Below are 22,785 nucleotides of genomic sequence, written 5' to 3' on the forward strand. Positions count from 1 at the left end.
ATCCTGAGTACGACTGGACTGCCCGGACGTTACCCGTCGGTATGGCTTCTTCGACAGGGGGGTCCGACGAGATGTTCGCTGCGTCACACAGGTTGGTGCTCCTCGCCGCACAGTAGTCGACGGCTTTCTCGACTGGCCAGTAAGCGCAGGTCCGGCCCCCTTCTGTTCACGTATGCCGCACAGGCCTACGCTTGATCGTCATGGCACCCACACCAGGCGGCAACGGCAGGACGCGCGTTCATGTGGTCAGTGACGTGCACGGCAACGCCCGTGACCTGGCCAGGGCCGGAGACGGCGCGGACGCGCTGATCTGCCTCGGTGACCTCGTGCTCTTCCTCGACTACGCCGACCACTCGCGCGGCATCTTCCCCGACCTCTTCGGCGTCGAGAACGCGGACCGCATCGTCGAGCTGCGCACCGCGCGCCGCTTCGAGGAGGCGCGGGAACTGGGGACCCGCCTGTGGTCCGGCGTCGGCACGGACCGGGCCACCGCCATCGAGGGAGCGGTGCGCAAGCAGTACGCCGAGATGTTCGCCGTCCTGCCGACACCGACGTACGCGACCTACGGCAATGTGGACATACCGATGTTGTGGCCGGAATACGCCGGATCCGGCACGACGGTGCTCGACGGGGAACGGGTGGAGATCGGCGGCCGGACCTTCGGCTTCGTCGGCGGGGGGCTGCGCACGCCCATGCGCACGCCCTACGAGATCAGCGACGAGGAGTACGCCGCCAAGATCGAGGCGGTCGGTGAGGTCGACGTGCTGTGCACGCACATCCCGCCCGAGGTGCCGGAGCTGGTCTACGACACGGTGGCGCGCCGCTTCGAACGCGGCAGCCGGGCCCTCCTCGACGCGATCCGCCGTACCCGGCCCCGCTACTCGCTCTTCGGCCACGTCCACCAGCCGCTGGCCCGGCGGATGCGGATCGGGGCGACCGAGTGCGTGAACGTGGGTCACTTCGCCGGCACCGGGCGGCCGTGGGCCCTCGAATGGTGAGACCTGCCCTTCTCCTGCCCGGTGCGGGTGACGGCGCCCCGTCCGGTGCGCGGTAGCCTTCACGCTGCACACACGTGCCCACCACCCTCCCTCACCGGACCGCATCTGGAGGAGCCACCTCGATGGCTGAACACACCAGCTCGAGCATCACGATCGAGGCGGCACCGGCTGACGTCATGGCGGTCATCGCCGACTTCGCCCGTTACCCGGACTGGACCGGCGAGGTGAAGGAGGCGGAGGTACTCGCCACGGACGGCCAGGGCCGCGCCGAGCAGGTACGCCTCGTCATGGACGCCGGTGCGATCAAGGACGACCAGACCCTCGGCTACACCTGGACCGGCGACCACGAGGTCTCCTGGACCCTGGTCAAGTCCCAGATGCTCCGCTCCCTCGACGGCTCCTACATCCTCAAGCCCGCGGGCACCGGCGCCACCGTGGTCACCTACCTGCTCACGGTCGACGTCAAGATCCCCATGCTGGGCATGATCAAGCGCAAGGCCGAGAAGGTCATCATCGACCGGGCGCTGGCAGGCTTGAAGAAGAGGGTCGAGGAGACCAAGTAAGGGGAGCTTTCAGCCCGTCCGGCGTTTGAGGACGAGCGCGTCAGCGCGATACGGGGGCCCGGGGGCGGAGCCCCCCGAGACGGGAAGGGGCGGAGGGGGCGAAGAAAGCCCCTACGCCGACAGGGACGCAGGGTGCCAGGAAGAGGCAGGGGTGCGCCCGGCCCGGCTGAGGCGCCCCCACCGGCCCAGGTACCGTTCACCCCCATGCGCACCATCCTGATCACAGGCCCCGGCGGCTCCGGCCGTACCACCGTCGCCGCGGCCACCGCGCTGAAGGCCGCCCGCGAGGGCACCCGCACCCTGGTGCTGACCGCCGACCGCACGGACACCCTGGGCGACGCCCTGGGCGTACGGACGGGCGCGCACCCGGCGGAGGCCGGGCCGAACCTCACCACCTGGCGCCCCGACGCCACCGAACGCTTCCGCGCCGACCTCACCGCCTTCCAGGACCGCGCCTCCACCGTCCTCGACCTGCTCGGCGCCACCCGTCTGGACGCCGAGGAGGTCACCCCGCTGCCCGGCGCCGAGGAACTCGCCCTGCTCCGCGCCCTGCGCGACGCGGCGACCTCGGACACGTACGACCTCCTCGTCGTGGACCTCCCCCCGGCCCCCCAGGCCCTCGCCCTGCTCTCCCTCCCCGAGGAACTCCGCCGCTACCTGCGCCGTCTGCTGCCGCCCGAGCGCCAGGCGGCCCGCGCCCTGCGCCCCGTCCTCGGCCGCCTCGCGGGCGTCCCGATGCCCGCGGAGTGGCTGTACGAGACGGCGGCCCGCTGGGACCTCGAACTGGCCGCCGTGGAGGCGGTCGTCGAGGACCACGCCACGGCCGTACGGCTGGTCGCCGAGCCGGGCCCGGCCGGTACCGACGCCGTACGGGGCGCCCGCACCGCCCTCGCCCTGCGCGGCCTCCGCGTCGACGCCCTGGTGGCGAACCGCGTCCTGCCCGCCGACGGCCCCGACACCTGGCTCGCCGCCCTCGCCGCCCAGCAGCGCAAGGCCCTCGACGAGTGGCAGGAGACGTACGACGTCCACGTGGTCCCGCACCGCGGGCACGATCCGCGCGGCACCGACGACCTCACGGCGCTCCCCGTGCCCGGTGTCGTCAACGAGACGCCGCCCTCCGTCGAGTGGCCTGTCGAGGACCGCCTCGCCGACGAGGGCGTCCTCGTCTGGCACATTCCGCTGCCCGGCGCCGTACGCGACGAACTGGACCTGATCCGGCGCGGCGACGAACTCGTCGTCACCGCCGGGCCGTTCCGCCGGATCGTGCCGCTGCCGTCCGCCCTGCGGCGCTGCACCGTGGAGGGCGCGGCCCTGCGCGAGGGCACTCTGAGGATCCGATTCGCGCCGGACCCCGGACTGTGGCCGCGGACACGCTGAACGACGTACCTCCGTTCGGGTACCGTCGGAAGGACGAAACGTAGTCAGGAGAGCCGCCATGAGCGAAGAGCGACCGACGTCCGACTCCGCTCGGGAGGCGGCTGACGAAGTCCGTACGACTGACGCCGACGCCGACGCCTGGGCGACGGCATGTGCCGAGGATCTCGCGGCGGAGAAGGCCCGCCGCCGCACCCAGTACGGCACACCGCCCGGCTCGGCCGCCGACGAGCTGCGCAAGCTCGTCGACGCCGTCGCCGACAAGCTGACCGGACTCCAGTCGCCGCTGTTCGGCGCGGTCGCCGGCGGCGCCGCCCAGCAGATGGTCAACCAGGTCGTGCAGCAGGCCAAGGCCGCCGTCGAACCCGTGATAGAGCGCAACCCCGACGTCTTCGACCATCTCGCGAGCGCGGGCTCCGAGCTGCTCGCCGCCTACCGCTCGGCGGTCGATGCGCAGGAGCGGCGCTGGACCACCCGGGACACGGGTCCTCGCGACGAGGGCACCGGTCCTGGGGAACACATCGACTTGGACTAAGGGCAGCTCGGGTACGGTTGGCCGTAGCGGGGCTCGACCGAAACTGAGGGATTCATGGGACTCACCATCGGCGTCGATATCGGCGGCACGAAGATCGCGGCCGGTGTGGTCGACGAGGAAGGCAGCATCCTCTCGACCCACAAGGTGCCGACTCCCAGCACGCCGCAGGCCATCGTGGACGCCATCGCCTCCGCCGTGGAGGGTGCCCGTGCCGGGCACGAGATCGTGGGTGTGGGTATCGGTGCGGCCGGATACGTGAACCGCCAGCGCTCGACGGTGTACTTCGCGCCGAACATCGACTGGCGGCAGGAGCCGCTGAAGGCCGAGGTCGAGGCGCGCGTGGGGCTGCCGGTCGTCGTCGAGAACGACGCCAACGCGGCCGCGTGGGGCGAGTACAAGTTCGGCGCGGGCAAAGGCCACCGGAACGTCATCTGCATCACGCTCGGCACCGGCCTCGGCGGCGGCATCATCATCGGCAACAAGCTGCGCCGCGGGCACTTCGGGGTGGCCGCGGAGTTCGGCCACATCCGCATGGTGCCGGACGGTCTGCTGTGCGGCTGCGGCTCGCAGGGCTGCTGGGAGCAGTACGCCTCCGGGCGCGCCCTCGTCCGGTACGCGAAGCAGCGGGCCAACGCCACCCCCGAGAACGCGGAGATCCTGCTCGCCCTCGGCGACGGCACCCCCGACGCCATCGAGGGCAAGCACATCTCGGTCGCCGCACGCCAGGGTGACCCGGTCGCGGTGGACTCCTACCGCGAGCTGGCCCGCTGGGCCGGTGCCGGCCTCGCCGACCTGGCCTCGCTCTTCGACCCGTCCGCCTTCATCGTCGGAGGCGGGCTGTCGGACGAGGGCGAGCTGGTTCTCGACCCCATCCGCAAGTCGTACAAGCGCTGGCTGGTGGGGGGCAACTGGCGCCCCGTCGCCGACGTCATCGCCGCGCAGCTCGGCAACAAGGCGGGGCTCGTCGGAGCGGCGGATCTGGCCCGGGAGCCGGACCCGATCATGTGATGTTCGCGTGACGTGCGCCCGCCGTGTCCCTCTCCGGGGGCGGCGGGCGTTGTCGTGTCGCGGTGCGCATGGTGGGTGTCTTTCGCCTGCTGCGCCGTTGTGGGTCGGGGCCGCGCCGGTACATCCGCCCGCATCCGAACGGATCGGCTGTGGGTGTCAGGGAGCCGTTTCTTTTTGATCCGTTCGGATGCGGGCATTCGATGTACCGACGCGGCCCCTTCCGTGCGTGGGCGGCTGCGGGTTGTTCCGACGTCTGCCATTTGTGCGGGTGCGGGTGCGCAGGGTGCGGGGCTGTGTTGTCGTATCTTGATCGTCATGCCGACCAACTCGCCCAGTGCGATCGGGCCGCTGCCCAACTCCCGTACCGAGCCCGACGGTTCGGCCGTTGTCCGGGTGCTCAGTTACAACATCCGTTCTATGCGGGACGACACGGACGCGCTCGCCCGGGTGATCGGTGCCTGCTCGCCGGACCTTGTGCTGGTGCAGGAGGCTCCGCGGTTCTTCCGCTGGCGCAAGAAGCTGGCGCGCCTCGCGGCGGCGTCCGGCCAGGTGGTGCTGTCGGGCGGGGCCACCGCGTCCGGGCCCGCGCTGCTGTGCTCGCTGCGGGCGACCGTCGAGCGCGCCGAGGACGTGCTGCTGCCGCTCACCCCCGGGCTGCACCGGCGCGGGTTCGCCACCGCCGTGGTCCGTTTCGGTGACGTACGCCTGGGGGTGCTGAGCTGTCACCTCTCGCTCCAGAAGGACGAGCGGTACGCGCAGGGCGGCGAGCTCCTGGAGTGCCTGGCCGGCCTTGGCACCCCGCACGCGGTGGTGGGCGGTGACCTCAACGAACGGCCGGGCGGCCGCACCTTCGAGCGTCTTGCCGCCGCACTCCAGGACGGCTGGGCGACCCGGCCCTGGGGGACCGAGCAGACCTCCACCCCGACCGATCCGCACCAGCGGATCGACGCGATCTTCGCCACGGAGGGCGTGGAGGTCCTCGGCTGCGGGGTCCCGCTTGGCCTGCCCGGCGTGACGGAGGCCGACCTCAGGAGGGCGACCGATCACCTGCCGGTGCTGGCCGCCCTCAGAGTGCCGGCCACGTAGGGCGCGGAGAGCCCGGGGTCAGACGACCGCGCCCCGGCCCGGGTCGCCCTCGTCCTCGTCATCGCTCTTCATCCGGGTCACCAGCGTGCCGAAGCCGCCGAGGAAGCCGCCGATGCCGAGGGTGGCGAGCCACCAGGTCATGTCCCAGCCGAGCAGTATGGCCAGCAGGAGCAGGACGGGGCCGCCGAGGACGGCGAGCCAGGCGAACTTGGCCGTGGTGTCGGCGGCGGGCAGCGGGGGCGGCTCGGGCGGTACGAAGTGGCCCTCGTCGTCCTCGTCGAAGTCCTCGTCGGTGGGCTCGGGCGACTGGAAGTCACGCGGGCCCGCGACGCCGGGGGCGAAGGCGACCGAGCTGCCGAGGGGCTTCACGGGGGAGGACTTGCCCCCGGTCGGGTCCCCGGCACTGTCCCCGGACCTGCCCTCCTCGCCCCCTTTGTCGCCGCTCTCGTCCTTGGCGTCCTTGCTGCCCTCGGCGTCGTCGATGTCGTCGTTCGTCTCGGGTTCGAGGAGGGCCAGGTCCTCGACCGACTTGAACGGTTTCGCACCGGGCGGGTCCTTGGGCTCCTGGCCGTAACCGGAGACGATCGCCTGCCACGCGGCCTCCTCGTCGAAGGGCACGCTCTGCTCGTCGCCGGGGGACTCACCGATCGGCACGCCCTTCTCCTCGGAATCGTCGCGGTCCGCCTCGTGCTCAGCCACCGGTGGCCGTCCCTTCCTGCTGAACCCGTCGACCCGTGTCGGACTCCTCGCCGACAGCGGGTGCGAGCCGGCCGATGAACGCGTAGCTCTGCTCGAAGATCCGGTCCGCGTCGTGGTCCAACGTCGCGACGTGGTAGCTCTGTTCCAGCAGGATCTCCGTCACGTCCGTGGACGACACCCGGCTGAGGATCCGCGCCGAGTCGGCGGGCGGCACCACATGGTCCTGCGGGCTGCGCAGAAGCAGCAGGGGCTGGGTCACCTGGGGCAACTCGCCGTCGAGCAGCCGGTAGAAGTTACGCATCGAGTGCGCCGCGTGCAGCGGGACCTTGTCGTAGCCGACCTCCTCGCTGCCGTCCTTGGCGATGTCGCTCGTGATCCCCTTCACCGTGGGCACGACGTGCCGGATCACCGGAAGGGCGTACGCCGCCAGGCCGTGCACCTTGTTCGCCGGGTTGACGACGACGATTCCGCTCACCTCGTCCCCGTGCTTCGCGGCCAGCCGAAGGGCCAGCGCACCGCCCATGGAAAGGCCGAGGACGAACACCCGGGAACACCGCTCGCGCAGGGCGCGCAGCTCGCGGTCCACCTCGGCGTACCAGTCCTGCCAGCCGGTGAGCTGCATGTCCTCCCAGCGGGTGCCGTGCCCGGGCAGCAGCGGCAGCGCGACGGTCAGACCGCGCTCGGCGAGATACTCCGCCCAGGGGCGCAGCGACTGCGGGGACCCGGTGAAACCGTGGCAGAGAAGGACGCCGACCTCTCCGCCCTCATGGCGGAACGGCTCGGCTCCAGGCAGGACCGGCACCTTCGGTCTCCTGTTCATGGGACGGGCGGGACAGAACGCGGAATGTGGAACAAGACAACGGAACACGACAGCAGGGCAGAGCGGTGGAACAACGGCGGTGGAACGGCGGTGGTGAGAGCGAAGACTCGACCCCTGCACTTCGGGGCGTACTTCACCGTACGCGACCGCACTGACACCGACCAGGGTCGTCGGGGCCTTTGACAGTGCTCCGGGTTAAGGTCTGACCTACGACACAGGAGGCACTCGGTTGATCTATGGCGCAATGAAGTTTTCCGTCGGAGGGCCGCTGAAGCTTGCCTTCAGGCCCTGGGTGGAAGGCCTCGAGCACATCCCCGCCGAGGGCCCCGCCATCCTGGCGAGCAATCATCTGTCGTTCTCGGACTCGTTCTTCCTGCCCGCGGTCCTCGACCGCAAGGTGACCTTCATCGCGAAGGCGGAGTACTTCACGACGCCCGGCGTCAAGGGCCGGATGACCGCCGCCTTCTTCAAGGGTGTCGGCCAGCTCCCGGTGGACCGCTCCGGCGCGCGCGGCGCGGGCGAGGCGGCCGTCAAGAGCGGCATCGACGTCCTGGAGCGCGGCGAGCTGTTCGGTATCTACCCTGAGGGCACGCGCTCGCCCGACGGCCGTCTCTACCGCGGCAAACCCGGCGGGCTCGCGCGCGTGGCGCTCGCCTCCGGCGCGCCCGTCGTCCCGGTGGCGATGATCGACACCGAGAAGATCCAGCCGCCGGGCAAGGTGATGCCCAAGCTGATGCGCCCGGGCATCCGCATCGGCAAGCCGCTCGACTTCAGCCGGTACAACGGCATGGAGAACGACCGTTTCGTGCTGCGCGCGGTGACCGACGAGGTCATGTACGAGATCATGAAGCTCTCCGGCCAGGAGTACGTCGACATCTACGCGACGGCCGCCAAGCGGCAGATCGCGGAGGTGGCGAAGGCCGAGAAGCAGGCGAACAAGGAAGCCGAACAGGCACAGAAGCAGGCCGAGAAGGCCGCCGTCGAGGCCGAGAAGGCCACCGAGGCGGCAGCGGCGGCCGAGGCAGCGGCGGCAGCCGCTGCCGCCGCGAAGGAACGGGCCGGCTCCTAGACGCGTCGTCAGGGGTGTGGGCCATGGGGTGGGGGACGTGACCAAGCGCGAGCGAGTCATGAGGATGTCGGTCGAGCAGCCGATGTGGCGTGCCCTCAGCGGCTACCGCTTACTGACGATGGTGTACGCGATCGGGCTCTTCGTGAGCGCGTACGACAGCTTCGGCCGGCCCTGGGTGGCCATCGCGTACTACGTCGTGCTGGCCGGGTGGACCGTCGCGACGCTCCCCAGGGTCGCCAACGCGGCGAGCTGCACCAGGGGCTTCCTCGCCGCCGACCTGACCATCGCGCTGGCCGGCATCCTGCTCACCCGGGTCGCCGACGACGCGGCCCGGATCGAGGCAGGCGGCCCGACCCTGCCGTCGATATGGACCGCGGGCTCCGTACTGGCGTTCGCGATCAAGGGCGGCTGGCGGTGGGCGGCGTTCGCCTCCACGCTGGTCGCGGCCGCCAACGTCGTCCAGCGCGGCGCCCCCACCCGCGACACCGTCCACAACGTGCTCCTGGTCTGGGTCGCCTCCATCGCCATCGGGTACGTCGTCGAGGTCGCCCGCGCCTCCGAGCGCACCCTCGCCCGGGCCCTGGAGATCGAGGCGGCCACCCGTGAACGCGAACGTCTGGCCCGCGACATCCACGACGGCGTGCTCCAGGTGCTCGCCATGGTGCAGCGGCGTGCCTCCGCGCTGGGCGGCGAGGCCGCCGAGCTCGGCCGGATGGCCGGCGAGCAGGAGGTGGCGCTGCGCACGCTGGTCTCGGGCGGCCTGGTGCCCGTCTCCCGGGTCTCCGAGGATGCCGCGCTGGGTGCCGTCGTACGAGCCGTCGACGAACCCGACGAGGACGAGGACGCCGGGGGTCCCATCGACCTGCGCGCGCTCCTCGCGCCGTACGCCAGCTCGCAGGTGACGTTCTCCGAGCCCGGCGCGCCCGTGCCGCTCGACCCGGCCGCCGCCAGGGAGCTGACCGCGGCCGTCGGCGCGGCCCTGGACAACGTCCGCAAGCACGTCGGCGAGGACGCCCGCGCCTGGATCCTGGTCGAGGACGAGCCGGACGCGGTGATCGTGACCGTCCGCGACGAGGGCCCCGGCATTCCGGAGGGGCGGCTCGTCCAGGCCGAGGGGGAGGGGCGGCTCGGGGTGGCCCTGTCGATCCGCGGCCGGCTGCGTGAGATCGGCGGCACGGCCGAGCTGATCTCGGTCCCGGGGCAGGGCACGGAGGTCGAGCTGAAGGTGCCGAAGCCGCCGGAGGATCCGGCGGCATCGAAATCGAAGATCACGAAGGCCTCGGAAGACGCGCAGATCGCGAAGGTCTCGAAGGTTTCACGGGGGAAGGCGGAGCGGGCATGAGTGAGCAGCACACGGGGCCGATCAGGGTCATGGTGGTGGACGACCACCCCATGTGGCGGGACGCCGTCGCCCGTGACCTCGCGGAGGCCGGCTTCGACGTGGTCGCCACCGCCGGCGACGGCGAGCAGGCCGTGCGCCGCGCCCAGGCCGCCGCGCCCGACGTCCTCGTGCTCGACCTGAACCTGCCCGCCAAGCCCGGCGTCCAGGTCTGCAAGGAACTGGTCGGCGCCAACCCGGCGTTGCGCGTCCTCGTCCTGTCGGCCAGCGGGGAGCACGCCGACGTCCTGGAGGCGGTCAAGTCGGGTGCGACGGGCTATCTGCTCAAGTCGGCGTCCACGGAGGAGCTGACCGACGCGGTGCGCCGTACGGCCGTCGGCGATCCGGTGTTCACGCCGGGCCTCGCGGGCCTGGTCCTCGGTGAGTACCGCAGGCTCGCCTCCGACCCCGGGCCCGCCACGGGCGGCGACGGGCCGAGGGCCCCGCAGCTCACCGACCGCGAGACCGAGGTGCTCCGCCTGGTCGCCAAGGGCCTCAGCTACAAGCAGATCGCCGAGCGCCTGGTCATCTCCCACCGCACGGTCCAGAACCACGTGCAGAACACCCTGGGCAAGCTGCAGCTCCACAACCGGGTCGAGCTGGTGCGCTACGCGATAGAGCGCGGACTCGACGACGCGTAGAGCCCGCGCACAGGAGCCCGTCGCCCGCGCGTGAAGGTGACAGGCGACAGGCGACAGGCGACAGGCGACGGGTGACGGGTGACGGGTGACGGGTGATCAACACCCGCACATTTCAACGGAATTGACCTTCCGCACCATGCCGAAGTGACCTGTATCACTATTAGCGTGAGTCCTGTCAGCCATCCATGGCGAAGGGACTTTTCCATGCGGGTCGGAGTACTGACCGGAGGCGGCGACTGCCCCGGGCTCAACGCCGTCATCCGGGGCATCGTCCGCAAGGGCGTGCAGGAGTACGGCTATGACTTCGTCGGCTTCCGGGACGGCTGGCGAGGGCCGCTCGAAGGTGACACCGTCCGGCTCGACATTCCCGCCGTGCGTGGCATTCTGCCCCGCGGCGGCACCATCATCGGCTCCTCGCGCACCAACCCGCTCAAGGTCGAGAACGGCATCCGCCGGATCAAGGAGACCCTCGCCACGCAGGACGTCGGGGCGCTCATCGCGATCGGCGGTGAGGACACGCTGGGCGTCGCCGCGCGTCTCACCGACGAGTTCGGCGTCCCTGTCGTCGGCGTACCGAAGACCATCGACAACGACCTGTCCGCCACCGACTACACCTTCGGCTTCGACACCGCCGTCAACATCGCCACCGAGGCGATCGACCGGCTGCACACCACCGCCGAGTCGCACATGCGGGTGCTCGTCTGCGAGGTGATGGGGCGGCACGCGGGCTGGATCGCCCTCCACTCGGGCCTCGCGGGCGGCGCGAACGTCATCCTCATCCCCGAGCAGCGTTTCGACGTGGAGCAGGTCTGCGGCTGGGTGACCTCCCGTTTCAAGGCCTCGTACGCCCCGATCGTGGTCGTCTCCGAGGGCGCCATGCCCAAGGACGGCGACGTGGTCCTCAAGGACGGTTCGCTCGACGCCTTCGGGCATGTCCGGCTCTCCGGTGTCGGCGAGTGGCTGGCCAAGGAGATCGAGCGGCGCACCGGCAAGGAGGCCAGGACCACGGTCCTCGGGCACGTCCAGCGCGGCGGTACCCCCAGCGCCTTCGACCGCTGGCTCGCCACCCGCTTCGGCCTGCACGCCATCGAGGCCGTCCGGGACGGCGACTTCGGCAAGATGGTCGCCCTGCGCGGCACGGACATCGTCCGGGTCCCGATCGCGGAGGCCACGGCCAGGCTGAAGACGGTGGACCCGAAGCTGTACGAGGAGGTCGGCGTCTTCTTCGGCTGACGGGGGCCGGACGGGGGCCGGACGGGCCGGCGCCGACCCAGGCGGAGTCCGACTCGGGTGACCCGGCACCGTCCGAGGCAGGGTCCGTCCGAGGCACGGTCCGTCCGAGCCCTGGTCCGACCGAGGCCACCCGGCGCCGAGGTGGTTACCGTTCTATATTCGGCGGTAACCACCTCAGACCGGGAGGAACCGTGGAGATCCTGGCCTTCGGCGTGCAGTCCGACGAGAGACCGCTGATCCAGCGGGCCTTCGCGGGACACCACGACGTCCGCTGCCTCGACGTCTTCCTGACCGAGGACACCGCTCCCATCGCGGCAGGCCACGAGATCATCTCCACCAGCGTCAACTGCGGACTGGGCCACCGCGTCCTCCAGACCCTCGCGGCCGGCGGCACGCAGATGATCGCCCAGCGCTCCACCGGCTTCAACAACATCGATCTCGACGTCGCCGAGCGCCTAGGCATGACCGCCGCACGCGTCTCGTACTACTCGCCGTACTCGGTCGCCGAGTTCGCCTGGACCCTCGGCATGGCCGTCAACCGCCGTATCGTCCGCGCCGCCACCCGCACCCGGGACTTCGACTTCCGGCTCGACGGCCTGATGGGCCGCGACATGCACGGCCGCACCGTCGGCGTGGTCGGCACCGGCAAGATCGGCGAGGCGTTCACCCGGATCGCCCACGGCTTCGGCATGGGTCTGCTCGGCTGGGACGTCGCCGAGAACCCGGCCTGTCTGGAACTCGGCATGGAGTACGTCTCCAAGGAGCGGCTCCTCGCCGAGTCCGACCTGATCACCCTGCACGTCCCGCTGATGCCCGAGACCCAGCACCTCGTCGACGCCGCCGCGCTGCGCGCGATGAAGGACGACGCGATCCTCGTGAACTCCAGCCGCGGCGGCCTCATCGACACCGCGGCCCTCGTCGACCAACTGCGCGAGGGCCGCTTCACGGGCGTCGGCCTCGACGTGTACGAGGCGGAGGCCGGTCTCTTCTTCCTCGACAAGTCGATGGAGGCCGTCGAGGACGACACCCTGGCCCGCCTCGTCACCTTCCCGAACGTCCTGGTCACCTCCCACCAGGCGTACTACACAGTCGACGCCGTGGGCCAGATCATCGACACCACCCTGGGCAACGTCCTCGACTACACCGCGGGCCGCCGCTCCGAGAACGTGCTGGTCCCGCGCAGCTGACCCAGCAGCTCCCGTACGACATCGGCGCCGCGCAGCGACAGCACCGACTCGGGGTGGAACTGGACGCCGGCGACCGCGTTCATCGGCGAGCCTCCGGCACGACCCGCCCCGCGCAGCGCGTGCACCTCGCCGGTGCCGCTACGGCTGACCTCGATGCCACGGGCCGACAACTCGGCCGCCGCCCCGTCGTCGCACAGCGCCACGAAGCTGTTGTAGAAGCCGACGGTCTCCGTCCGCCCGAAGAGGTCGATCTCGGTCTGCGCGCCCTGGCAGGGCACCTCCTTGCGCACGATCTCCAGCCCCAGTTCGGCCGCGATCAGCTCATGGCCGAGGCAGACGCCGAGCACGCCGTGGCGGTGGGTGCGCAGAACCTCGGCGGTCAGCTCGCGCAGGAAACGCATCTTGGGGTCGTGGTCGTCGCCGGGATCGCCCGGACCGGGGCCGAGGACGACCGGCCCCCCGTGCCGCAGGACCGCCTCCCGCAGCCCCGGCTCGTCGTACCGCCGTACCGTCACGTCGAGACCCGACGACCGCAGCACATGCGCGAGCATCGCCGTGAACGTGTCCTCGCCGTCCACGACCAGCGCGTGCCCCTCCAGCGCGTCGGTCCGCTCCTGCATCCGCAGCCAGAACGGCGCGAGCGAGGCCCGCCGCCCGTCGAGCGCCGCCCGCACCCGCGGATCGTCGGCCGGCCGACCTCGAACGCCCTCCTCGCGCGGCCTGCCCTCCCGGACCCCCAGAGCGGCCAGGACGCCCGCCGCCTTCGCGTGCGTCTCGGCGACCTCGCTCGCCGGCTCCGACCCCCGTACGAGGGTGGCGCCGACCGGCACCCGCAGCCGCCCAGCCGCGTCGATGTCGGCGGTCCGGATGAGGATGGGGGAGTCGAGGGTCTGGGCGCCGGCACCACCTTCCCGCCCACCGCCCGCGTATCGCCCGATGAGGGCCAGCGCGCCCGCGTAGTAGCCCCGGCCGCCGACCTCGTGCCGCTCGATGACCCGGCACGCGTTCTGCACCGGAGACCCGGTCACGGTGGCGGCGAACATGGTCTCGCGCAGGACCTCCCGCACGTCCAGCGACGAGCGGCCCCGCAACTCGTACTCCGTGTGCGCGAGATGGGCCATCTCCTTGAGCCGCGGCCCGATCACCACCCCGCCCATGTCACCGACCGTGCACATCATCTTGAGCTCCTCGTCGACGACCATCGAGAGCTCCTCGATCTCCTTGCCGTCGGCGAGGAAGGCGAGCAGATCCTCGGGCGTCGGCCCCCCGGCCGGGTAGCGGTACGTCCCGCTGATCGGGTTCATGACGACCGTCCCGCCCGCCATCCGGACATGCACCTCGGGGCTCGCCCCGACCAGCGTCCGCTCCCCGGTGTGCACGACGAACGTCCAGTAGGCGCCCCGCTCGCCCACGAGCAGCCGCCGGAAGAGGGCCAGCGCGTCGGCCCTCCCGAACCCCGGGATCTCACCCTCGTACGTACGCCGGATGACGAAGTTCGCGCCCTCGCCGCTGCCGATCTCCTCGTGGAGGACGCGCCCGACGATCCCGGCGTACTCCTCGTCGGCGACGTCGAAACCGCCGCCCTCCACCCGCACGTCGTGCGCCGGCAGCTGCGCCAGGGCCCGCTCCAGCGGCAGTTCGTACGTCTCCTCGGGGATCAGCACCGCGAGCGGCGTGCCGTCGTCGCGGACGTCGAAGCCGCGCTCCCTGATCTGGCGGAAGGGGATCAGCGCGAGGCCCTCGTCGGGGAGGTCGGCGAGACGGTCGTACGTGCTGACGGGGCCGAGCAGGACCTCGACCACGTCATGGTCGTGGCCGGGCGTGCGGCGGCGCAGCAGGGCGAACGGACGTGGATCGTCCAGCAGATCGAGCAGGTTCATCGGTCCCGTTTCCTTCTCGGAGAGGTCTGAGTGACTCAGAGCGGAGAGGGACGGGCTCCGGAAACGCCGAAGGCCGCCCTCTGGGGCGGCCTTCGCGAAGTCTTGAGTACGCGCAGTCAGCGGGCCGCCGGATGAGCGGTCCACCACCAGGTCTGGATCGAGTGCGCGAACATGCGCCGCACCCTACCCGAGTACCGGGGCCGGGCAACAGCGTGAACCGCGCGGCCAGCGGGTTCGGACCGCCCGGCCGCGGCCATCCATGGGTTCACAGCCCTGCTGAGGAGCCCGACCGAGGAGAGAGTCATTCACGCAGCTCGTTCACCCCTGTCCCGTCGCGGCGGCGCGCGCGCCCTCACCGCCCTCGCCGCCGCCGCGGTCCTTGCCGCCGGCTGGCCGGGCGCCGCCCGGTCGGCCCCGCGCACCGCCGAATCCGACGACACCACCCAGGTGACCTACCGGGGCCACGAGTTCACCGTCCCCGACTCCTGGCAGATCGTGGACCTGGCTCAGAACCCGCAGGCCTGCGTCCGCTTTGACCGGCACGCCGTGTACCTGGGCACGCCCGGGGGCCGGCAGGACTGCCCGGCGCGACTGCGCGGAAGTACCGAAGCGCTCCTCGTCCAGCCCGGCACCGCCGCCGGGAACGCCGTCACCGAGAACCGCACGGCCCGCACCTACCGGGCCACCGCCGACCGCATCGCCGTGACCGCCGCCTACGGCGAGGACCGCACGGGCATCCAGCGGATCCTGCGCAGCGCCGGTCTGCCGGTCGCCGCCGCGGACGCCGAGCAGGCCGCGGCCGAGCCCGTCCCCGCGGACGCCACGTCCTTCCGGGGCGAGGGCTTCGACGCCTGCACCGCGCCGAGCCAGTCCGCGATGAACGCCTGGCGGGACGCGTCCGGGTACGGCGCCGTCGGCGTCTACATCGGCGGCCTCAACCGCGCCTGCGCCCAGCCGAACCTCACCGCCGGGTGGGTGCGGACGCAGTACGCCAACGGCTGGCGGTTCTTCCCGCTCTACGTCGGCCGGCAGCCCTCCGCGGACGGCGGCAGCTGCGGAGGCGGCTGCGCGTCGATCACCGACCCGGTCCCGCAGGGCACCGCGGCCGCCGACGACGCCGCCAAGCAGGCCGCCGCGCTGGGCCTCGGCAAGGGCTCGGTGATCTACAACGACCTGGAGCACTACGCCCGCGGCGGCACGGTGACCGCCCGGGTTCTCGCCTACGTCGACGCCTACACCGAGCGCCTGCACCAGCTCGGCTACCGCTCGGGCGCCTACGGCAGCGTCTCGTCCCTGGTCGCCGACCTGGTGGCCAACGCGAAGAGCATCACCCTGCCCGACGTCATCCACTTCGCCCGCTGGAACAACGAGTCGACGACCACCGACTCGGCGATCCCCGCGGACCTGTGGCCCGGGCACCAGCGGATCCACCAGTACGTGGGCGACACGACGGAGACCCACGGCGGTGTGAAGATCAGCATCGACCGCGACCGGCTCGACGTGGACTAGGGGGTGGGGGGGGGGGGGGGGGGGGGGCGGCGGGGGCGGGGGGCCCCCCCCCCCCCCCCCCCCCCCCCCCCCCCCCCCCCCCCCCCCCCCCCCCACCCCCTAGGCCCGTCCGGCCTGCTCCGGGCGGCGGCAGGGCCCTGTCGTACCGCCGCCCGGGGCGCGCCGCGATCGAGCGTGCCCCGTCTCAATTGATGAGCAGGTGGATGGACGCCCGACACGACCCCGTAATGTTTACGGAGTGACCGTGAACGCTGAATCCCAAGCCGTCGCCGCCAAGGCGACCTGGCGTGACCTGCCCGCGGCGCAGCAGCCCGAGTACCCCGATGCCGAGGCTCTGCGCGATGTGATCGCGGACCTCGAGTCGTATCCGCCGCTGGTCTTCGCCGGCGAGTGCGACCAGTTGCGCGCCCGTCTGGCGGCCGTCGCGAAGGGCGACGCGTTCCTGCTCCAGGGCGGCGACTGCGCCGAGTCCTTCGACGCGGTGAGCGCCGAGCACATCCGGGCCAAGCTCAAGACCCTGCTCCAGATGGGCGCCGTCCTCACCTACGCGGCCTCGGTGCCGGTGGTGAAGGTCGGCCGGATCGCGGGCCAGTACTCCAAGCCGCGTTCCAAGGGCACCGAGACCCGCGACGGCGTGACCCTGCCGACGTACCGCGGTGACTCGGTCAACGGCTTCGCCTTCGAGGAGAAGTCCCGCATTCCGGACCCCGAGCGGCTGAAGCGGATGTACAACGCCTCCGCTTCGACGCTCAACCTGGTGCGCGCCTTCACCACCGGCGGCTACGCCGACCTGCGCCAGGTGCACGCCTGGAACCAGGACTTCGTGAGGTCGTCGCCGTCCGGCCAGCGGTACGAGCAGCTCGCGCGGGAGATCGACAACGCGCTGAACTTCATGCGGGCCTGCGGCACCGACCCGGAGGAGTTCAAGACCGTCGAGTTCTACGCCTCCCACGAGGCGCTGCTCCTGGACTACGAGTCGGCGCTGACCAGGGTCGACTCGCGTACGGGGCACCTGTACGACGTGTCGGGGCACATGGTGTGGATCGGTGAGCGGACCCGCCAGCTGGACGGCGCGCACATCGAGTTCGCCTCGAAGATCCGCAATCCGATCGGCATCAAGCTGGGCCCGACGACGACGGCCGAGGACGCGCTGCAGTACATCGAGCGCCTCGACCCGGACCGTGAGCCGGGCCGGCTGACGTTCATCGTGCGGATGGGCGCCGACAAGGTCCGCGACAAGCTGCCCGAGCTGGTCGAGAAGGTCACCGCCTCCGGCGCGACGGTGGTCTGGGTGACCGACCCGATGCACGGCAACACCTACGAGGCGGCCTCGGGTCACAAGACCCGCCGTTTCGACGACGTGCTGGACGAGGTCAAGGGCTTCTTCGAGGTCCACAAGGGCCTCGGCACGCATCCGGGCGGCATCCACGTCGAGCTCACCGGTGACGATGTCACCGAGTGCGTGGGCGGCGGCGACGAGATCTTCGTCGACGATCTGCACCAGCGCTACGAGACGGCCTGCGACCCCCGCCTGAACCGGAGCCAGTCACTTGACCTGGCATTCCTCGTCGCCGAGATGTACCGCGACCAGTAGTAGATCAGCAGGCGATTGACCTCTTACACAGGGCTGCGGTGGGGTGCGGATCACATACGATCCGCGCCCCACCGCACTTTTATGGCTCCTGCGAGACGGGTAAGGTTAGGTTTGCCTCACCGTTCATCGGGATGGCACGACCAAGGAATCCCCGTCGGGAGGTGCCCGCGTGTACGTCTGCAACTGCTTCGGTGTCACCGAGGCGCAGGTGAAGAAGCACGCGGAGGGCGGTGCCTGCACCCCCCGCCAGATAGCGTCGGCGAGCAAGGCGGGCACGGACTGTGGTTCGTGCGTCCGCCACATCCAGGCCCTGCTCGGCCGGGGGTCGTGCCCGCGCCGTGAGCTGATGGACAGGGGCGCGCCGGTCCTGTCGCAGGTCCCGGTGCCCGCGTCGTTGGACGAGGCCGCCTAACGGGCCGTTCAGCTCTCCGGCTGCTCGATCTGCTGCGCGATGTAGAGCGCCTCACCGAGCTTCTCGACCAGGTCGAGCTGGGTGTCCAGGTAGTCGATGTGGTGCTCCTCGTCCGCCAGGATGTCCTCGAAGATGTTCGCCGACGTGATGTCGCCCTTGGCTCGCATCACCTCGATCCCGCGCTTGAGGCGGTCGATCGCCTCGACCTCCACCTGCCGGTCGGCCTGGAACATCTCGGTGAGCGTCTGCCCCACCCGGACGTGGAAGAGCCGCTGGTAGTTCGGCAGCCCGTCCAGCATGAGGATGCGCTCGGTGATCTTGTCCGCGTGCTTCATCTCATCGATGGACTCGGAACGCGTGTACTTGGCGAGCTTGGTCCAGCCGTTGTTGTCCTGGATGCGGTAGTGCAGCCAGTACTGGTTGATCGCCGTCAGCTCGCCGGTGAGCTGTTCGTTCAGAAACTCGAGGACCTCGGGGTCGCCCTGCATTGCAGAGGCTCCTTCCAGGCGGGGGGACTTGGCAGATTGCGCCGCATCCTCGCACCGGTGATCTCGGGACGTCCAGTAAGTGCACGCTTAGTAGGAGTTGCCGGAATCGGAGCCGGGCTGGTCAGGCACATCGCCCCGGGTCTGTCAGGATGGAGCCATGGGTCAGCCGGTGGAGCGTGAATCTGGAGCGGCGGCGCGGTCGGAGCTCCCACCGGGACAGCGGCTCCAGCGCGGCTGGCCGGTCACCCACTACGGTCCCGTACCCAAGTTCCGCCCGGAGCGCTGGGAGTTCAGGGTCTTCGGCGCGACCGCCGACGGTGAGAAGCGCTGCTGGACCCACGAGGAGTTCACCGCCCTGCCGTACTCCTCGGTGCTGGCCGATCTGCACTGCGTCACGAAGTTCAGCATGGTCGGGGCGGAGTGGGGCGGTATCCCGGCCCGTACGATCCTGGAGATCGCCCCGCCGGCGCCCACTGTCACCCACGTGATGGTCTGGGCGGAGTACGGGTTCAGCTCGAACCTTCGGCTCGACGACTTCGCCTCCGAGCGCACGATCTTCGCCACCCACAAGGACGGCGAACTGCTGACGGCGGAGCACGGCTTCCCGCTCCGCCTCGTCGTCCCGCAGCTCTACGCCTGGAAGGGCCCCAAGTGGGTCCGCGGCGTGGAGTACATGACGGCGGACCGCCGCGGCTTCTGGGAGGAGCGCGGCTACCACAACGTCGGCGACCCGTGGCGCGAGCAGCGCTACTCCTACCAGGAGGAGCCCGGGGACGGCCCCGAGCTCTGATCCCGGCCGCGTAGGCCGCCGACGGCTTTCGTCAGTGGTGGTACCGGTGCACCACCGCGTGGCCCTTGCCGCGGCCGATCATCCACTTGTTGACCGGGGTGGTGATCACGAACGCGGCGGCGAGCGCGATGGCCAGGGTCCACCAGAACGCCGGGTCGGTGAGCTCCGCGTCCATCGCGCCCGGCCACAGGACGATCACGCCGTTGTCGATCAGCTCCATCACGGCGATGGAGAGGGTGTCGGCGGCGAGCGCGACCCGGATCGCGGCCTTCACGCCGATGCCCGCCTTCAGAACGCCGCGCAGCGTGAGCAGGTAGCCGAAGAAGAAGGCGAGGGCGATCGCCAGGATCAGCGTCGGCACGTTGCCCCAGCCCAGCGCGGTCCCGATCACCATGCCGAGGATCTCGCCGATGGCGCACCCGGTGAGACAGTGCAGGGTCGCCCGCGCGGCCATGGACCAGCTCGCCCCGCCGGTTCCGTGCGGTTCGTGAACGTGTGCGTCGTGCTGCATGTCGAAGCCCCCGATCAGGTTGCGATGCCTGTCACCGAGCGACAACTGAATACCCCTGGGGGGTATTCCCGCTCCCGGAATCCGGGGTCACTCCCGGAGCTTCTTCAGGCGCTCGACGTCCCCGGCATGCCCTTCCTTGCCGCCCGGCGTCTCGATGATCAGGGGCACCCCCTCTGTCGCGGGGTGGGTCATCAGGGCGCGGAACGGGTCCTCGCCGATATGGCCCGAGCCGATGTTCTCGTGGCGGTCCTTGTGGGCACCGACCACGTCCTTGGAGTCGTTGGCGTGGATCAGCCTGAGCCGCCCCTCGCCGACCGTGTCCACCAGCAGGTCGAGGGTCTGGTGCATCCCGCTCGGCCCGGTCAGGTCGTGGCCCGCCGCGTAGATGTGGCAGGTGTCCAGGCAGACGCCCAGTTTCGGGTGGGCGTCGAGCGCCTCGAAGTACGGCCCGAAGTCCCAGGTGCGCGAACAGAGCGAGGCGCCCTGGCCCGCGGTCGACTCGAGAAGCAGATACGGGTCGTCGTCGTGCGTCAGCTCGTCGAGCAGCGGCAGCAGGTGCTCGCGCACCTGTGCGAGCGCCACGGAACGCTCCCTGCCCCCGGTGGCGCTCCCCGTGTGCACGACCACACCCAGCGCGCCGATCTCCCGGCCCCTGCGCAGCGAGTGCCGCAGCGACTCCACGGACCGCTCGACCGTCGCCTCGGTGTGCGAGCCGAAGTTGATCAGATACGGGGCATGGACGTACGCCGGAATCGACTCGGCGGCACAGGCCGCCCGGAACTCCTCGTCCTGCCGGGGGTTGCCGGGCGGCGTCGCCCAGCCGCGCGGGTTGGCGACGAAGACCTGAACGGTCTCGGCCCGCAGATCACGGGCGTAGCTCAGACCGACGGAACTGAGACCGCCGGCCACGGGGACGTGGCCGCCGACGGGGTTGCGGAGCTGCTTGCTGGTCACACCCGTCAGGGTGTCACGCGCTCGCTCCCGCCCCGTCGGCGGACCTGCGTCCCCGCTCCGCCGAGGAGCCTCATTCGATCTCGATGGTGATCGTCGACCCCTTGGGAGCCGTGTCGCCGCCTTCCACCGACTGGCCCTTGACCGAGGTCCCGAAGAGGTTGAGCAGTCCGCGGTCCTCGTCGACCTCGAAACCGGCGTCCTCGAGCTCCTGCCTGGCGTCGTCCACGCTGTCGCCGACGACGTCCGGGACCTCGACCAGTTCGGGGCCCTTGGAGATGGTCAGCGTCACGGTGTCGCCCTCGGCGGCCTCGCGGCCCGCGCCCGGGGACTGTTCGGCCACCTGTCCCTTGTCGAACTCCGAGTTGACCTGCCCGGCGGCGATCCTCACCTTCAGACCGGCCTCCTCCAGCTCCGCGGTGGCGTCCTCGACCGAGGCTCCCGTGACGTCGGCCACCTCCACCGGGCTGCCCTTGCTGACCGTGATCTTGACGGCGGAACCCGTGCGTCGCTCCGTGCCCGCTTCCGGGTCCGTGCTGATCACCGAGCCGTTGGGGACGTCGTCGCTGAACTCCCGGGTGACGATGCCCGCCGCCAGACCCTTGTCCTTCAGCACGCTCCTGGCCCTGTCCAGCTCCGAGCCCTGGAGATCGGGCACCTTCACCGTCTCCGGGCCGTCGGACACGGTCAGCTCCACGGAGTCGTTGTCGCGGATGCGGTCGCCGACGGCCGGGTCGCTGCTGATGACGCTGCCGCGCTCCACGGTGTCGCTGTACGCGTGCTTGACCTGCCCGGCGTCGAGGCCGGCGTCCGCCAGCCGGTCCTTGGCCTGAGCCTCGGTGACCGCCAGGACCGCCGGGACCCGGGTGAACTGGCCCGAGTTGATGTACCAGACGCCCGCGCCGAGGCCGAGCACCAGAAGGAGCGCGGTGACGATCGCGAGCGTGGTGCGCCGGGACCGGCCGCGCCGGGAGGGCGCGACCCCCTCGGACGCGAACTGGCCGGTCCGCTCGAACCGGCTGGTCGCGTTGAGCGCGGGGGCGTCGCTCCCATGCTCGTTCACCGGCAGCGGGCGCGGCACGGACAGCGAGCGCGGGAGCACGCTCGTACGGTCGTCGGCGTTGTGGTGGCCCGTGGCGAGGGCCTGCGGCGGTACGGCGTCGAGCTGGTCGGCGCTGAGCTCCGTCCGGGCCTCCAGCACGTCCCTGAGCAGTGCCACCGCGTCGGGCGGGCGGACCGCGGGGTTGCGCGCGGTCGCGGTGGTGACCAGCTCGTCGAGCTGGAAGGCCAGCCCCGGCACGACGGCCGACGGCGGCGGTACGTCCGCGTGGAGGTGCTGGTAGAACACCTGGGCGGGGGAGTCGCCGGAGTGCGGCTTGCCGCCCGTGAGCATCTCGTAGAAGACGATTCCGCACGCGTACACGTCGACGCGGGCGTCCGCCGTGCCGTGCTCGATCTGCTCGGGGGCGAGATACGAGACGGTGCCGAGGACCGCGCCCGTCGTGTTCGTGACGGTGTCCACGCCCCGGACGAGCCCGAAGTCCGCGACCTTCACCCGGCCGTCGTCCCCTATCAGGACGTTCTCCGGCTTCATGTCGCGGTGCACGAATCCGGCGCGGTGGGCCGCGCCGAGCGCGGCGAGCACCGGCTCCAGGATGTCGAGCGCGGCCCGCGGCTGGAGGGCGCCGCGCTCGCGCAGGACGTCGCGCAGGGTGCACCCGGCGACGTACTCCATGGCCAGATAGACGTACGACCCGGCCGTCCCCTGGTCGAAGACCTGCACCACGTTGGGGTGCGCGAGCCGGGCCACCGACTTGGCCTCGCGGATGAACCGCTCGACGAACGAGCCGTCGGCGGCCAGCGCCGGGTGCATCACCTTGAGGGCGAGCACGCGGTCGAGGCGGATGTCCAGGGCCCGGTAGACCGTGGCCATCCCGCCGACCGCGATCCGCGCGTCGACGCGATAGCGGCCGTCGAGCAGCTGCCCGACAAGCGGGTCCTGAAGGGTCATATCCACGCAGGTGAGTGTACGAGCCGCCACTGTCACGCCCCACCCGTT

The 22,785-nt window shown here is 71.0% G+C and carries 23 protein-coding genes; 15 read left to right on the forward strand and 8 right to left on the reverse strand.

Features of this window, described 5'->3' with window-relative positions:
- The first annotated feature begins 200 nt into the window (after window positions 1–200).
- The 6 genes from ACIBLC_RS21000 to ACIBLC_RS21025 all read left to right on the forward strand — a co-directional run bounded on the left by ACIBLC_RS21000 (window position 201) and on the right by ACIBLC_RS21025 (window position 5,564).
- Window positions 201–998, forward strand: a complete 798-nt coding sequence (locus ACIBLC_RS21000) for a metallophosphoesterase (protein ID WP_399212555.1) — start codon at window positions 201–203, stop codon at window positions 996–998.
- Between the two features lie 122 nt (window positions 999–1,120).
- Entirely contained in the window at window positions 1,121–1,561 is a 441-nt protein-coding gene (locus ACIBLC_RS21005; protein WP_399212557.1) for an SRPBCC family protein, read from the forward strand.
- Window positions 1,562–1,765: 204 nt separating this feature from the next.
- Entirely contained in the window at window positions 1,766–2,938 is a 1,173-nt protein-coding gene (locus ACIBLC_RS21010) for an ArsA family ATPase (RefSeq protein WP_399212558.1), read from the forward strand.
- Window positions 2,939–2,996: 58 nt separating this feature from the next.
- Window positions 2,997–3,470, forward strand: coding sequence for a DUF5304 domain-containing protein (locus ACIBLC_RS21015; protein ID WP_399212560.1), 474 nt, complete (start codon window positions 2,997–2,999; stop codon window positions 3,468–3,470).
- A gap of 54 nt (window positions 3,471–3,524) precedes the next feature.
- Window positions 3,525–4,478: an ROK family glucokinase gene (locus ACIBLC_RS21020; protein WP_399212561.1), complete on the forward strand. Its 954-nt coding sequence runs from the start codon at window positions 3,525–3,527 to the stop codon at window positions 4,476–4,478.
- A 315-nt stretch (window positions 4,479–4,793) separates the two neighbouring features.
- Window positions 4,794–5,564 carry an endonuclease/exonuclease/phosphatase family protein gene (locus tag ACIBLC_RS21025; RefSeq protein WP_399212562.1) on the forward strand — a complete coding sequence of 257 codons (771 nt, stop codon included), beginning with the start codon at window positions 4,794–4,796 and terminating at the stop codon, window positions 5,562–5,564.
- Window positions 5,565–5,582: 18 nt separating this feature from the next.
- Here ACIBLC_RS21025 and ACIBLC_RS21030 read toward each other — a convergent pair whose 3' ends face one another.
- Window positions 5,583–6,263 carry a hypothetical protein gene (locus tag ACIBLC_RS21030; RefSeq protein ID WP_399212563.1) on the reverse strand — a complete coding sequence of 227 codons (681 nt, stop codon included), beginning with the start codon at window positions 6,261–6,263 and terminating at the stop codon, window positions 5,583–5,585.
- Entirely contained in the window at window positions 6,256–7,065 is an 810-nt protein-coding gene (locus ACIBLC_RS21035) for an alpha/beta hydrolase (protein ID WP_399212564.1), read from the reverse strand. The genes ACIBLC_RS21030 and ACIBLC_RS21035 overlap by 8 nt, the downstream gene beginning before the upstream one ends.
- A 262-nt stretch (window positions 7,066–7,327) precedes the next feature.
- Here ACIBLC_RS21035 and ACIBLC_RS21040 point away from each other — a divergent pair, with 262 nt between their 5' ends.
- From ACIBLC_RS21040 to ACIBLC_RS21060, 5 genes are all read left to right on the forward strand, one after another.
- Window positions 7,328–8,152 (forward strand): lysophospholipid acyltransferase family protein, encoded by an 825-nt coding sequence (locus ACIBLC_RS21040; RefSeq protein ID WP_399212566.1) that lies wholly within the window; start codon window positions 7,328–7,330, stop codon window positions 8,150–8,152.
- Window positions 8,153–8,189: 37 nt separating this feature from the next.
- Entirely contained in the window at window positions 8,190–9,494 is a 1,305-nt protein-coding gene (macS, locus tag ACIBLC_RS21045) for a MacS family sensor histidine kinase (RefSeq protein WP_399212567.1), read from the forward strand.
- Window positions 9,491–10,171, forward strand: a complete 681-nt coding sequence (locus ACIBLC_RS21050; protein ID WP_399212568.1) for a response regulator — start codon at window positions 9,491–9,493, stop codon at window positions 10,169–10,171. Before macS ends, ACIBLC_RS21050 begins: the two co-directional genes overlap by 4 nt.
- Before the next feature lie 204 nt (window positions 10,172–10,375).
- Window positions 10,376–11,404, forward strand: coding sequence for a 6-phosphofructokinase (locus ACIBLC_RS21055; protein WP_399212569.1), 1,029 nt, complete (start codon window positions 10,376–10,378; stop codon window positions 11,402–11,404).
- A 191-nt stretch (window positions 11,405–11,595) separates the two neighbouring features.
- Window positions 11,596–12,591, forward strand: a complete 996-nt coding sequence (locus ACIBLC_RS21060; RefSeq protein WP_399212571.1) for a 2-hydroxyacid dehydrogenase — start codon at window positions 11,596–11,598, stop codon at window positions 12,589–12,591.
- On the opposite strand, the gene ACIBLC_RS21065 is transcribed toward ACIBLC_RS21060, so the two are convergent.
- Both ACIBLC_RS21065 and ACIBLC_RS21070 read right to left on the reverse strand, forming a co-directional pair.
- Window positions 12,543–14,471, reverse strand: coding sequence for an anthranilate synthase family protein (locus ACIBLC_RS21065; RefSeq protein WP_399212572.1), 1,929 nt, complete (start codon window positions 14,469–14,471; stop codon window positions 12,543–12,545). The two genes, ACIBLC_RS21060 and ACIBLC_RS21065, sit on opposite strands and share 49 nt — an antisense overlap.
- Before the next feature lie 116 nt (window positions 14,472–14,587).
- The gene (locus tag ACIBLC_RS21070; RefSeq protein WP_399212574.1) at window positions 14,588–14,776 is read right to left on the reverse strand and encodes a trp operon leader peptide; all 189 of its coding nucleotides are present in this window, start codon (window positions 14,774–14,776) and stop codon (window positions 14,588–14,590) included.
- 142 nt (window positions 14,777–14,918) lie between these two features.
- Between ACIBLC_RS21070 and ACIBLC_RS21075 the strand changes: the two genes are divergently transcribed.
- From ACIBLC_RS21075 to ACIBLC_RS21085, 3 genes are all read left to right on the forward strand, one after another.
- On the forward strand, window positions 14,919–15,980 hold the full coding sequence (locus ACIBLC_RS21075) for a glycoside hydrolase domain-containing protein (protein ID WP_399212575.1): 1,062 nt from the start codon (window positions 14,919–14,921) through the stop codon (window positions 15,978–15,980).
- Window positions 15,981–16,218: 238 nt separating this feature from the next.
- Window positions 16,219–17,574 (forward strand): class II 3-deoxy-7-phosphoheptulonate synthase, encoded by a 1,356-nt coding sequence (locus ACIBLC_RS21080; RefSeq protein WP_399212576.1) that lies wholly within the window; start codon window positions 16,219–16,221, stop codon window positions 17,572–17,574.
- A 169-nt stretch (window positions 17,575–17,743) separates the two neighbouring features.
- Window positions 17,744–17,986 (forward strand): bacterioferritin-associated ferredoxin, encoded by a 243-nt coding sequence (locus tag ACIBLC_RS21085; RefSeq protein WP_399212577.1) that lies wholly within the window; start codon window positions 17,744–17,746, stop codon window positions 17,984–17,986.
- A gap of 8 nt (window positions 17,987–17,994) precedes the next feature.
- On the opposite strand, the gene bfr is transcribed toward ACIBLC_RS21085, so the two are convergent.
- Window positions 17,995–18,474: a bacterioferritin gene (gene bfr / locus ACIBLC_RS21090; RefSeq protein ID WP_399212578.1), complete on the reverse strand. Its 480-nt coding sequence runs from the start codon at window positions 18,472–18,474 to the stop codon at window positions 17,995–17,997.
- 157 nt (window positions 18,475–18,631) lie between these two features.
- Between bfr and ACIBLC_RS21095 the strand changes: the two genes are divergently transcribed.
- On the forward strand, window positions 18,632–19,264 hold the full coding sequence (locus tag ACIBLC_RS21095) for a sulfite oxidase-like oxidoreductase (protein WP_399212580.1): 633 nt from the start codon (window positions 18,632–18,634) through the stop codon (window positions 19,262–19,264).
- 31 nt (window positions 19,265–19,295) lie between these two features.
- Here ACIBLC_RS21095 and ACIBLC_RS21100 read toward each other — a convergent pair whose 3' ends face one another.
- From ACIBLC_RS21100 to pknB, 3 genes are all read right to left on the reverse strand, one after another.
- A complete protein-coding gene (locus ACIBLC_RS21100; RefSeq protein WP_399212582.1) occupies window positions 19,296–19,775 on the reverse strand; it encodes a DUF4396 domain-containing protein in 480 nt (159 codons plus the stop codon).
- A gap of 87 nt (window positions 19,776–19,862) precedes the next feature.
- The gene (locus tag ACIBLC_RS21105) at window positions 19,863–20,729 is read right to left on the reverse strand and encodes a deoxyribonuclease IV (RefSeq protein ID WP_399212583.1); all 867 of its coding nucleotides are present in this window, start codon (window positions 20,727–20,729) and stop codon (window positions 19,863–19,865) included.
- A 70-nt stretch (window positions 20,730–20,799) separates the two neighbouring features.
- Complete coding sequence (gene pknB / locus ACIBLC_RS21110) at window positions 20,800–22,743, reverse strand: Stk1 family PASTA domain-containing Ser/Thr kinase (protein ID WP_399212584.1); 1,944 nt, start codon at window positions 22,741–22,743, stop codon at window positions 20,800–20,802.
- Window positions 22,744–22,785 lie beyond the last annotated feature (42 nt).

This window comes from Streptomyces sp. NPDC050535, assembly GCF_044457665.1.
In the GTDB taxonomy this organism is placed as follows: Bacteria; Actinomycetota; Actinomycetes; order Streptomycetales; family Streptomycetaceae; genus Streptomyces.